General features: G+C 70.7%; 8 protein-coding genes. 5 read left to right on the top strand and 3 right to left on the bottom strand.

What is annotated here, in order from left to right; all coding sequences use genetic code 11:
* Positions 1-20: 20 nt before the first annotated feature.
* Both GF068_RS37725 and GF068_RS37720 read left to right on the top strand, forming a co-directional pair.
* Complete coding sequence (locus tag GF068_RS37725) at positions 21-1244, top strand: thiolase family protein (RefSeq protein ID WP_153824398.1); 1224 nt, start codon at positions 21-23, stop codon at positions 1242-1244.
* A gap of 36 nt (positions 1245-1280) precedes the next feature.
* Positions 1281-1850, top strand: a complete 570-nt coding sequence (locus GF068_RS37720; RefSeq protein ID WP_153824397.1) for a peptidylprolyl isomerase — start codon at positions 1281-1283, stop codon at positions 1848-1850.
* Positions 1851-1909: 59 nt separating this feature from the next.
* Here GF068_RS37720 and GF068_RS37715 read toward each other — a convergent pair whose 3' ends face one another.
* From GF068_RS37715 to GF068_RS37700, 3 genes are all read right to left on the bottom strand, one after another.
* Positions 1910-2893, bottom strand: a complete 984-nt coding sequence (locus GF068_RS37715) for a hypothetical protein (protein WP_206079638.1) — start codon at positions 2891-2893, stop codon at positions 1910-1912.
* Positions 2894-2976: 83 nt separating this feature from the next.
* Positions 2977-3915 carry a CHAD domain-containing protein gene (locus GF068_RS37705; RefSeq protein WP_153824395.1) on the bottom strand — a complete coding sequence of 313 codons (939 nt, stop codon included), beginning with the start codon at positions 3913-3915 and terminating at the stop codon, positions 2977-2979.
* Complete coding sequence (locus tag GF068_RS37700; RefSeq protein WP_240808011.1) at positions 3912-5618, bottom strand: ribonuclease J; 1707 nt, start codon at positions 5616-5618, stop codon at positions 3912-3914. Before GF068_RS37700 ends, GF068_RS37705 begins: the two co-directional genes overlap by 4 nt.
* A 186-nt stretch (positions 5619-5804) precedes the next feature.
* Between GF068_RS37700 and sppA the strand changes: the two genes are divergently transcribed.
* The 3 genes from sppA to GF068_RS37685 all read left to right on the top strand — a co-directional run bounded on the left by sppA (position 5805) and on the right by GF068_RS37685 (position 12020).
* Positions 5805-7535: a signal peptide peptidase SppA gene (gene sppA, locus GF068_RS37695; protein WP_153824393.1), complete on the top strand. Its 1731-nt coding sequence runs from the start codon at positions 5805-5807 to the stop codon at positions 7533-7535.
* Positions 7536-8113: 578 nt separating this feature from the next.
* On the top strand, positions 8114-11443 hold the full coding sequence (locus tag GF068_RS37690) for a vitamin B12-dependent ribonucleotide reductase (protein WP_153824392.1): 3330 nt from the start codon (positions 8114-8116) through the stop codon (positions 11441-11443).
* 109 nt (positions 11444-11552) lie between these two features.
* The gene (locus tag GF068_RS37685; protein ID WP_153824391.1) at positions 11553-12020 is read left to right on the top strand and encodes a hypothetical protein; all 468 of its coding nucleotides are present in this window, start codon (positions 11553-11555) and stop codon (positions 12018-12020) included.
* Positions 12021-12026: the final 6 nt, after the last annotated feature.

Genomic DNA, 12026 nt, shown 5'->3' with positions numbered 1-12026 from the left:
TTGGGACTAGAGTCCCTCCCATGAGCACGCGATCGACTCTTTTGCCTCGGCCCGTCTACGTCGTCGACGCCGTCCGCACGCCGATCGGCCGGTACGCCGGGGGCCTCGCGAGCGTGCGTCCGGACGACCTCGCGGCGCACGTCGTGTCGGCGCTCGCCAGGCGCAACGAGGCGCTCACGGCGCGGCTCGATCACGTGGTGTTCGGCGCGACGAACCAGGCGGGCGAGGACAACCGCAACGTGGCGCGCATGGCGCTCCTGATCGCCGGCCTGCCGTACGAGGTGCCGGCGGTGACGGTGAACCGGCTCTGCGGCTCGGGCCTCGAGGCGGTGGCGGACGCGGCGCGGATGATCGCGGTGGGCGAGGCGTCGTGCGTGATCGCGGGCGGGGTCGAGAGCATGACGCGCGCGCCGTTCTCCATGCCGAAGCAGGCCCAGCCCTTCGACCGCAACCCGCCGCCGGTCTACGACACGACGCTCGGCTGGCGTTACGAGAACCCGCGCATGAAGGCGCGTTTCCCGCTGATCTCGATGGGCGAGACGGCCGAGAACGTCGCCGAGAAGTACGGCATCGGCCGCGAGGATCAGGACCGCTTCGCCGTCGAGTCGCAGCGCCGCGCCGCCGAGGCGTGGAAGAGCGGGGCCTTCGCGGCGGAGGTCGTGCCCGTGCCGATCCCGCAAAAGAAGGCGGATCCCGTGCTCTTCGAGCGCGACGAGTCGGTGCGGGAAGGCACGACGCTCGAGGCGCTCGCCAAGCTGCCCGCGGTGTTCAAGAAGGGCGGCAGCGTGACGGCGGGCAACGCGTCGCCGATCAACGACGGCGCCTCGGCGCTCTTGCTCGCCTCGGCGGAGGTCGTGGAGCAGCTCGGCGTGACGCCGCTCGCGCGTCTGCTCGGCAGCCAGACGGCCGGCGTGGACCCGAGCCTGATGGGCGAAGGGCCGATCCCCGCGGTGAAGAAGCTGCTCGCGCGCGCGGGGCTCTCCGCCTCGGAGGTGGACCTCGTCGAGCTGAACGAGGCGTTCGCGGCGCAGGCGCTCGCGTGTGTGCGCACGCTGGAGCTCGACCCGTCACGCGTCAACGTGAACGGCGGCGCGATCGCGCTCGGTCACCCGATCGGCTCGTCGGGCGCGCGGATCGCCTGCACGCTCGTGCACGCGATGAAGGCGCGCGACAAGAAGCTCGGCCTCGCGTCGCTCTGTATCGGCGTGGGGCAGGGGATCGCGGCTCTGTTCGAGAAGGTCTGAGGGGGACGACCCCGGGTAGAGGAAGAGGAGAGAGACATGGAATTTCCGGCCATCAACGTGCCCGGCCAAGGGCAGCTCCACGCGCGGCTCGTGACGACGCAGGGCGAGATCGTGCTCCGGCTCGAGGAGGAGCGCGCGCCGAAGACGGTGCAGAACTTCGTCGCGCTCGCGACCGGGGCGCTCGCCTGGAAGGACCCGAAGACCGGGCAGACCCAGCAGGGCCCGCTCTACGACGGCGTCCGCTTCCACCGCGTGATCCCGAACTTCATGATCCAGTGCGGCGATCCGCTCACGCGTCACGCGGACATGGCGCCGCGCTGGGGCACGGGCGGGCCGGGCTACCGCTTCGAGGACGAGTTCCACCCGGAGCTGCGCCACGACGGGCCGGGCGTGCTCTCGATGGCGAACAGCGGGCCGGCGACGAACGGGTCGCAGTGGTTCATCACGGAGAAGGCGACGCCGCACCTCGACCGAAGGCACTCGGTCTTCGGCAAGGTCGTGAGTGGCCTCGACGTGGTCAACAAGATCGCGAACGTGCAGCGCGGGCCCGGGGATCGGCCGGCGCAGGACGTGATCCTCGAGCGGGTCGAGATCTTCCGGCAGTAGTCGCAGCGCGAGCGAGCGCCGGGCCTCCGCGGAGACCCGGCGCCGCGTCGCCTACGTCGTCAGGGCGCGCAGGTCTTGTTCGCGCCGCCCATGCAGTTGCCGCTCGCGCACTGCCCGCCGTTCGTGCACGTCTCCCCATTCGCCAGCTTGCACACGCCGGCGCCGTCGCAGGCCATCGTGCCCATACACGCGGGCGTGTCGTCGGTCATGCCTTGCGGGACGTTGGTGCAGGTCCCCTCGCTCCCCGTGAGCTTGCACGACTTGCAGTCCCCGTCGCAGGCCGCGTCGCAGCAGACGCCGTCCGCGCAGAAGCCGCTCTTGCACTCGGCGTTGGCCGCGCATGCCTCGGCGGGGCACTTGCCGCACTTGCCGCCGCAGTCGACGGCGGTCTCGTCGCCGTTCATCTCGCCGTCGCTGCACGAGATGCAGGTGTTGTCGGGCAGGCAGGTGGGGTTGTCGCCCGTGCAATCGCCGGCGTCGACGCACTCGACGCACATGCCGGTCCCGTTGCAGACGCCGTCGGGGCAGGTGTCGCCCTGCGGGTCGTTCACCTGCATCGGGATGCCGGCGACACAGGCCGCGGTGGTGCAGGGGTTGCCGTCGCCGCCCGGCGGGTCGGCGTCGTCGACGACCTCGACCGCGTTGCCCATGCCGTCGCACTCGAGGTCCTTGCAGTCCCCAGCCATCGGGTCGGGCAGGCCCGTGCCTTCCGCCTCGTCGTCGGCCGCGCACATCCCCTGGACGCAGCTCCAGTCGCGGCAAGCCGTGTCCATCGGGCAGTCCGCGGGAGATTGGCAGGGCATGCCGCCCATGCCGCCGGCGCCACCCATGCCGCCGGCGCCACCCACGCCGCCCATGCCGCCGGCACCCCCCACGCCGCCCATGCCGCCCATGCCGCCGGGGCCGCTCATCGTGCTCGACGAGCTCCCGCCGCCTCCAGGGCTGCCGGTGGGCTCGAACTGGTTGAAGTCTTGGGTACAGCCCAGGTAGGTCAGTCCGAGGGCCGACAGAAGCGTTGCGGTCAGGATCGCGGAGCGTTGCACGGCATCACCTCGCTCGGGCGCGCGGGCCCGACTGGAAAGGATGCGCCGACGGTACCACGTCGAGAACGGACGCAGGAGAGCGCTCACACGGCGACAGGAGGCTCGTCGTCCGGCACACGATCCGCGAGGGTCCGCGCCTTCACGAGGTGCGGCTCGACCTTCGAAGCACACGCGACCCGAGAGGCGTGGAGCGCCGCGACGACCGCGCCTTTCGTGGCCGGGCCCAGGCCGCGCGCGCGAGAGAGCGTGAGCCGCGCCTGGTCGATGTCGTGCAGCTCGCCGAGGTGCTTCTGCATGCGCGCGGCCTGCTTGGCGAGGCGCGTCGCCGTCGCGCCGAGCGGCGCCGCGAAGAGGTCGGCCGTGTACCGCAGCCGCTTGTAACGGATGCGCAGCTCGTGCATCGCGTCCGCGTCGGCGACGTCCCGCAGCGCCCACTTCGCCACGTCACGCGCGGCGCGATCGAGCACCACGTGCCCGAGGTCCGAGGTGGGCACGAGGCGCGGCGCGTCGCCGTCGAGGCGCGCGGCGAGCGCTTCGAACGAGCGCTCCAGGCGACGGACACGTTTGCCGCCGGGGAAGGCCAGGACCCGCTCGCGTGGGCCGTCGCGGAGCAACCGCGTGACGGCGGCGTGCTCGTTCTTCACGGCGCGGGCGCGACGGGCGAGCCAGGCGTCGAGCTCGGCGCGCGCCTCCGGGGAGAGGTCGAGCGCGCCGAGCGTCTCGCGCAGGACCTCCTCGTCGCGCAGCGCGCCCGTGGCCTGCGCGTGGTACCGGATCTCGCCCTCGATCCGCGCGAGCCGCTTGCGCCGGAAGAGCTCACGCGCGACGCGGAGGATCGTGCGCATCCGCCGGAGCGCGACGCGGAAGTCGTGCAGCGCCTCCTCGTCCGCGCCGCTCTCCGCGGACCCTGCCGGAGGAGAGGCCGACGTCAAAAGCACCCGCTCCCGCGCGGCGCGCGCGTCGCTCATGAGCGCGTGGAGCGCCGCGGCGACGAGCTCGTGGGCGAAGCCTTCCGTGTTCATACCCGCGACAGCGTGACCAGCACGATCGGCCTGCGCCCCGTCTTCGCCTCGATGACGCGGCGCGCGGCGAGCCGCACGACCTCGGTCATGCCCTCGTCGCTCGCCCGCGTTCGCCCGTCCGCGTCCGTCACCGCGCGCGAGACCGCGAGCGACGCGGCGCGCATCACCTCGGAGGCCCCTTCTTCGTGATCGACGACGCCGCGCTGCACCGCGCGGGGCGGGGCGGCGACGCCGCCGCGGCGGTCGAGCACGAGCGACACCATCACCACGCCCGACCGACCGAGCTGCGCGCGCTCGCGGATCACCTCGTCCGGCAGCTCGTCGCCGCCGTAGGTCGCGACCTTGCCGACGGTCACGCGCGCGGCCTTGGCGAGGGACCGCTCCTCCCCGAGCTCGACCACCTCGCCGTTCTCGGCGACGAGCACGTCGGAGACGCCGACCTCGCGGGCGAGCGCGGCGTGCCGCACGAGGTGGTGGTAGGTGCCGTGCACGGGCACGAACGAGCGCGGCCGGCAGAGCTCGATCATACGCGTCTGCTCCTCGCGGTGCGCGTGCCCGCTCGCGTGCACGCCGCGGTCGGTCAGCCACGTCTTCAGGTCGACGCCCATCCGCAAGAAGTCGCCCATCATCTCGAAGACCGGCCGGTCGTTGCCCGGGATGATGCGGCTCGAGAGCACGACGACGTCGCCCGGGTCGAGGCGCAAGAGCGGGTGCGTGCCGGCCGCGAGGCGGACGAGCGCGCTCATGCGCTCGGCCTGCGTGCCACTCGCGACGATGAGGACGCGGTCGCGGGGCATCGAGCCGAGGTGCTCGGGTGGCACGAGCAGGTCACTCGGGAAGCGGAGGCGGCCGACGATCTCGGCGGCGCGGACGTGGGCCTGCACGCTGCGGCCGAGCAAGCAGATGCGCCGCCGCGTGGCGACGGCGACCTTCGCCAGCACGGCGAGGCGCTGCACGTTCGAGGCGAACATCCCGATCACCACGCGGGTCTTCGCGCGCGTGACGATCTCCTCGAGCGTCTGGCCCACGGAGAGCTCGCTCGTCGATCGGCCGGGCGAGTCCACGTTCGTGCTGTCGGAGAGCAGGAGCGAGACGCCCTCGTCGCCGAGCTCGGCGAGCCGCGCCTCGTCCGTCAGCTCGCCGTCGGGCGGCGTGGGGTCGAGCTTGAAGTCGCCCGTGTGCACCACGAGGCCCGCCCTCGTCCGGAACGCGAGCGCCACCGCGTCGACGATGGAGTGCGTGACGCGGATGGGCTCGAACGAGAACGATCCGGCCTCGTACGTCTTGCGCGGGGCGACCGGGATGAGCTCGACCTCGCCCTCGCCATACCCGTGCTCCGCGAGCCTGTGCTTGACCAGCTCGAGCGCGTGCGCCGGCCCGTAGACCGGGACGTCCTCGTCGAGGTGCGCGAGCAGATAAGGCAACCCGCCGATGTGGTCCTCGTGCCCGTGGGTGAGCACCACGGCGCGGACGCGGTCCTTGTGTCCGATGACGTAATCGAAGCGCGGGTGGTACGTGTCGATGCCGAGATCGGTCGTCGGGAACGTGACGCCGCAGTCGACCAGGACGACGTCGTCGCCCTGCTCGAGCGCCATGCAGTTCATCCCGATCTCGCCGAGCCCGCCGAGGGGGATGACGCGCAGGGATCCGTCGCCTTTTCTGCGCGGGGGAGGGGGGGCTGTGCCGCTCTGCGGGTCGTTCAACGAAAAGCGCTCCTTCTCGCCAGGTCGCGTTCGAGCGCCGCCATCGGCCCGCTCGCCGCCGCCGAGCATAACGCGCCCTGGGCGGTCTGGCCCTTCCTTCCCACGACGAAGCGCCGGCCGATCTACCGCCTCGGCCTTCGAGGGTCTACGTTGCGCCGGTCCCTGCCGAAGGATGCGAAGGCCCCCTTGCTGCGCTCCGTCCTCACGAACCTCCTGCTCCTCCTCGTCTTGCCCCTCGCGTGGCTGCGGCGCGCGTTCGCCATCCCCAAGGGTGGTTACGTCGTGCTCGACCTCGACGGGCCCGTCGTCGACACCTTGCCCGTGCGGCCACGCGGGCTCGCGCGGCTCGTCCAGCGCGCGCGGCATCCGCTCTCGGTGACGCGGGTGCAAGAGCTCTGCGGGCTCCTCCGCGACGACGACCGGGCGGCGGGGCTCTTCGTGCGGCTCGACGGCTTCGGCGCGGGCCCGAGCGTGCTCGCCTCGTTGCGCAAAATCTTCGCGGACCTGCGCGCGGCGGGCAAGGACGTCGTCTTCTACCTGCCCATGGGCGCGGACAACGACGCGATGTACCTCGCCAGCGCGGGGCGCCGCGTCGTGGTCGGGCCGGAGACGCTCGTCGCGCCGATCGGGTACGCGGCGACGGGGCGGTACTTGCGCCGGGCGCTCGCCGAGATCGGGGTCGAGCCCGAGGTCTTCGCCCGCGGCACGTACAAGGCCGCCGCCGAGCCGCTCGTGCGGGACACGATGAGCGAGGCGCAACGCGAGCAGCTCGGGGAGGTGCTCGGGGCGCGGCATGACGCGCTCGTCCGGGCGCTCGCGGAGCGCTGCGGCGGAGACGTCTCCGCCGCGTCACGCTGGGTCGACGAGGCGCCGTACCGAGCGACCCGCGCCGTCGAGCTCGGCCTCGTGGACGCGGTCGCGTACGAGGACGAGGTCGAGACGTTGCTCGGCAAGCAGCCTCCACCCTCGGCGCGCTGGGTGCCTGCGGGTCGGTACTTCGCGGCGCGTCGGAAGCTCGCCTTCCGCCCGCTCTTGCCGAGGCCGGTCGTGGGCATCGTCGAGGTGCACGGGCCCATCGTCTCGCGCAGCCGCTTCGCGCTCGGCAAGCTCGCCGTCGAGGAGCGTATCGTCCGGGCCTTGCGGGCGGCGCGGCAGAGCCCGCGTGTCGCGGCCGTCGTCCTGCACATCGACTCGCCTGGGGGCAGCGCGGTCGCCTCGGACCGCATCCACCACGAGGTCGAGCTGCTCGCGAAGGAGAAGCCGGTCGTCGCGTACCTCTCGAACGTCGCGGCGAGCGGCGGCTACTACGTGGCGGCGGCGGCGCGCGTCATCGTCGCCGAGCCCCAGGTCATCACCGGTTCGATCGGCGTCGTGTCGGCGCACTTCGTCTTGCGGGGGCTCCTCGAGAAGGTCGGCGTCTCGACCGACGTCGTGAAACGTGGCGCGCGCGCCGACCTGTTTTCGCCGGTCCGGCCGCTCGACGCGTCCGAGCGTGGGGTGCTCGAGTCCGAGGTCGACGCCTTCTACCGGACGTTCGTGGGCGTCGTCGCGCGGGGGCGGGGCCGGAGCTTCGAGGACATCCACAAGCTCGCGCAGGGCCGCATCTACAGCGGGTCGCTGGCGCGGTCGCACGGGCTCGTGGACGAGCTCGGGGGGCTCTCGGACGCGGTCGCGCGGGCGTCGTCGCTCGCGGGGGTCGGGGCGCTTTTGCCTCGGCTCGTGCAGCCGCCGCGGGGGGAGGTGCCGGCGCGGGCGGCTTCGCGTGTGGCGCGGGCGGCGGCCTCGGCGCTTGGCGTCATCGGCCTCTCGGCGCTGGCCGAGCGCGCCTTGCTCGGGTTGAACCTCGCGTCGAGCGAGCGGGTCCTCCTCTACGAGCCGTGGGGTTCGGATGGACGAACCTGGCTCGACGTCACGTGAGATTTCCCAACGGATCCCGCTGGATCCGCGTTTTTCTGGTTCCGCTCCGTGTGCGGGTGGGAACGACGCTACGCACGTCACGCGCGAAAACGTCCACGCATCGTGTTGTCAATGCGAAGTTTCCCGACACTCGTCAGGTCCACACAAATCAACCGAATTGGAATTGGTGTGGGATGATAAACGGAATTTTCCTGCCAAGCGGGGCCACCTGAAGTGAAACCGAGGCGCTCCAGATCTCGGTCTTTGTTCAGAAAAACCAGGGTGGAGCGGGACAAATCCACAGGGGCGCAGCGGTTCATGTGGTTTCGTGTGTGAAACCGGCGCCTCGCTCGTGAGGGCTTGCCTGGACGCTAGGGGTTGGGCTACGACGGCGACCTGGACACTGCCTGTGGGGTTCACCCCTCGGCAGCGGGGCAGCCCGCCGGGTCAGACGAGCCCGGCGCGGCAAACGAATTCGAGTTCCTCCTGAACAAACGCAGAGGCAGGGCCGCGGGCCTGCCGAAGCAGCGTCGCCACTGTACGATTCTCGGAGCGGTTCGTACGGACGGGCGACGTTTTCCATCTTGGGAGACAGGTAGATGGCGCAGCCGACGATCGGTGAGGATGACGGGAAGGTGGCGAAGGCGTCGGGGGAGGGCACGAAGCGCGCGGCCCGGGCCTCCGATCGGCCCAGCAAGCCGGGCAAGGCCGCGGCGGCCGCGCCGGCGGTCGGGTCGAAGGAGGCGAAGAAGGCGACGCGGGCGCGTGGCCTCGCCTTCGACCGGGTCTTCACGCATCGGGGCCAGAGCCCGCTCGACGAGGTCACCTGGGAGCGCCGCTCGAGCGTCATCAACAACCCCGACGGCTCGGTCGTCTTCAAGATGGAGGGCGCGGAGGTGCCGGCGGGCTGGTCGCAGCTCGCGACGGACATCGTCGTCTCCAAGTACTTCCGCAAGGCGGGCCTGCACGGCAAGAAGGAGCTCGGCGAGACGAGCGTGCGTCAGGTGGTCGAGCGCCTGGCGAAGACGATCCGCGAGCAGGGCGAGGCGTTCGGCGGCTACTTCGCGAGCGCCAAGGAGGCGGACACCTTCGAGGCGGAGCTCACCTTCCTGCTCGTCCACCAGTACGGCGCCTTCAACTCGCCGGTCTGGTTCAACTGCGGCCTGTGGCACCGCTACGGCATCACGGGCGCGGGCGGCAACTACGCCTGGAGCGGCGACGACACGGACGGCGACATCGCGGAGATTTCGAACGCGTACGAAAAACCGCAGTGCTCGGCGTGTTTCATCCAGTCGATCAACGACGACCTGATGAGCATCTACGAGCTCGTGAAGAGCGAGGCGCGGCTCTTCAAGTACGGCTCGGGGACGGGCACGAACTTCAGCACGATCCGGGGCAAGCAGGAGAAGCTCTCGGGCGGCGGGACGAGCTCGGGGCTGATGAGCTTCCTCGAGGTCTTCGACCGCGCGGCGGGGGCGACGAAGAGCGGCGGTACGACGCGGCGCGCCGCGAAGATGGTCTGCCTCGACATGGACCACCCCGAGATCGTCGACTTCGTCCAGTGGAAGGTCCGCGAGGAGCGCAAGGCGCAGATGCTCATCGCCGCGGGCATGTCCTCGGACTTCAACGGCGAGGCCTACCACACGGTGAGCGGCCAGAACTCGAACAACTCGGTGCGCGTCACGGACGAGTTCATGCGCTCCGTGTCGACGGGCGGGGCGTGGGAGACGCGGGCGCGGACGACGGGCGAGGTCGTCGAGACGCTGAACGCGAAGGACCTCTGGCGGCTGGTGGCGGACGCGGCGTGGGCCTGCGCCGACCCGGGCGTGCAGTACGACTCGACCATCAACCGCTGGCACACCTGCCCGAACTCGGGGCGCATCAACGCCTCGAACCCGTGCTCCGAGTACATGTTCCTCGACGACACGGCCTGTAACCTCGCGAGCCTGAACCTCACGAAGTTCTTGCGCGCGGACGGCTCCTTCGACATCGAGGGCTTCCGCCATGCGACGCGGGTCTTCTTCGTGGCGCAGGAGATCCTCGTGGACTTCTCGTCCTACCCGACGAAGTCCATCGCGCGGAACTCGCACGATTACCGTCCGCTCGGGCTCGGGTACGCGAACCTCGGCACGCTGCTCATGCTGCTCGGCATCCCGTACGACTCGGACGAGGGGCGTTCGGTGGCGGGGGCGATCACGGCGATCATGTGCGGGCATGCGTACAAGGTCTCGGCCGAGATGGCCGGTTCACGCGGGCCTTTCCCGGGGTACGCGAAGAACCGCGAGCCGATGCTGCGGGTGATGGGCCTGCACCGCGACGCGGCGTACGCGATCGATCGGGAGAAGTGCCCGGAGCCGCTCTGGCGTGCGGCGTGCGCGGACTGGGACGAGGCGGTGCAGCTCGGCCAGCAGAACGGCTACCGCAACGCGCAGGCGACGGTGCTCGCGCCGACGGGGACGATCGGGCTGCTCATGGACTGCGACACGACGGGCATCGAGCCCGACTTCGCGCTCGTGAAGTTCAAGAAGCTCGCGGGTGGCGGGTACTTCAAGATCGTCAACCAGTCGGTGCCGGAGGCGCTGCGCCGGCTCGGCTACAGCGAGCACGAGGTGCAGGAGATCGTCGCGTACGTCTCGGGCACGAACACGCTGCTCGCGGCGCCGAACGTGAACCGCGCCTCGCTCAAGCAGCGCGGCTTCACGAACGAGGACCTCGCGAAGATCGAGGCGGCGATCCCGGGTGTCTTCGACCTCGGTCTCGCGTTCAGCCCGTGGGTGCTCGGCGAAGAGGCGTACGTCCGGCTCGGCATCACGCCCGAGCAGCGCCAGACGCCTGGTTTCTCGTTGCTCCGCGCGCTCGGCTTCTCGGCGGCGGAGATCGCCGAGGCGAACGAGGTGATCGTCGGTCGCATGACGGTCGAGGGCGCGCCGCATCTGCGCGAAGAGCACTACGCGGTGTTCGATTGTGCGAACCGGTGCGGCAAGATTGGCAAGCGTTTCCTCGCGCCGATGTCGCACGTGCGCATGATGGCGGCGGCGCAGCCGTTCCTCTCGGGCGCCATCTCGAAGACGGTCAACTTGCCGAACGAGGCGACCGTCGAGGAGGTGCAGAAGATCTACGAAGAGGGCTGGCGCCTCGGGCTCAAGGCGGTCGCGCTCTACCGTGACGGTTGCAAGGCGTCGCAGCCGCTCTCCTCGTCGAGTGATTCGAAGGAGGAGAAGGCCGAGAAGGCCGAGCGTGCCGAGAAGGCTTCGGCTCCGGCTGAGGTCGTGGTGTCCACGCAGGCGCCGGCGGGGCCTGCGCTCCGGCCGACGGGCGCGCGTGTGCGACTCCCGAAGAAGCGCACGGGCTTCACGCAGGAGGCCACGGTGGGTGGGCACAAGATCTACGTGCGCACGGGTGAGTACGTCGATGGCACGCTCGGCGAGATCTTCATCGACATGCACAAGGAGGGCGCGGCCTTCCGTTCGCTCATGAACTGCTTCGCCATGAGCGTCTCGCTCGGCTTGCAGTACGGGGTGCCGCTCGAGACGTTCGTCGATCAGTTCACGTTCACGCGTTTCGAGCCGCAGGGCATGGTCGAGGGGCACGACTACGTGAAGCTCTCGACCTCGATCGTCGACTACATCTTCCGTGTGCTCGGCATCGAGTACCTGCACCGGTACGACCTCGCGCACGTGCAGCCGCAGCCGACGGCGGCGATCCAGGATCCGACGGAGACGCGGGCGCAGGAGAGCTCTTCGGCTGCGCCGGTGCTCCCTGCCTCGCCTCGCGCCGAGGCGCACGAGCGCGTCACGAGCGCGCTCGATGCGCAGCTCGAGGACATGATGGGCGACGCGCCCGTGTGTGATGGCTGCGGCCACATCACGGTCCGCAACGGCGCCTGCTACAAGTGCCTCAACTGCGGCAACAGCATGGGTTGCAGCTGAGCCTCACCCCGAACCCCCTCTCCCTCGCGGGAGAGGGGGCAAAGAGGCCCTGCTCGCGCGACCTGGCGCAGAAGTAGCGGCCGCTCCGAAACACGGCTAAACGGCGGACATGCTGACTTCCGCTCGCGTGTGCTCTGCTCTGCTCACGTTCGCCCTTGGCGCGCTCCTCCTCGCTGGTTGCAAGAAGGAGGAGGAGGCGCCCCAGGCCGTCCCGATTCCCACGGGCGCTCCTGCGCCGGTCAAGGCCACGGAAGACACGCCGCAGGCTGCGGAGGGCTCGGCGGCTGGTAGCGCTGCGCCCGCGGAGGCTGCGCAGGCGCAGCCGGTCGCTCCCACGGCCACGGAGGCCCCGAAGCCGGCGGGTCCGCCGCCTTCGATTGATGGGTGTTGCTCGGCTCTCACGGCCTTGTCGAAGGACGCGAAGGCCAGTTCGACCGTGAAGGCGAAGGCCGCCGTGGCCGCTTCGATGTGCACGAGCACCTCGAAGCTCGTGAAGGAGGGCAGGGCTCCGCGCTCGAGCGCCCTCGCCCAGATTCGCGCCACCATGGCCGGGAGCGCGCCGGCGGCTTGCAACTAGTTTGAG

The sequence above is a fragment of the Polyangium spumosum genome (assembly GCF_009649845.1).
Taxonomy (GTDB): domain Bacteria; phylum Myxococcota_A; class Polyangia; order Polyangiales; family Polyangiaceae; genus Polyangium; species Polyangium spumosum.
Note: the sequence above shows the minus strand (reverse complement) of the source record. Positions and strands in the feature narration are given on the sequence as shown.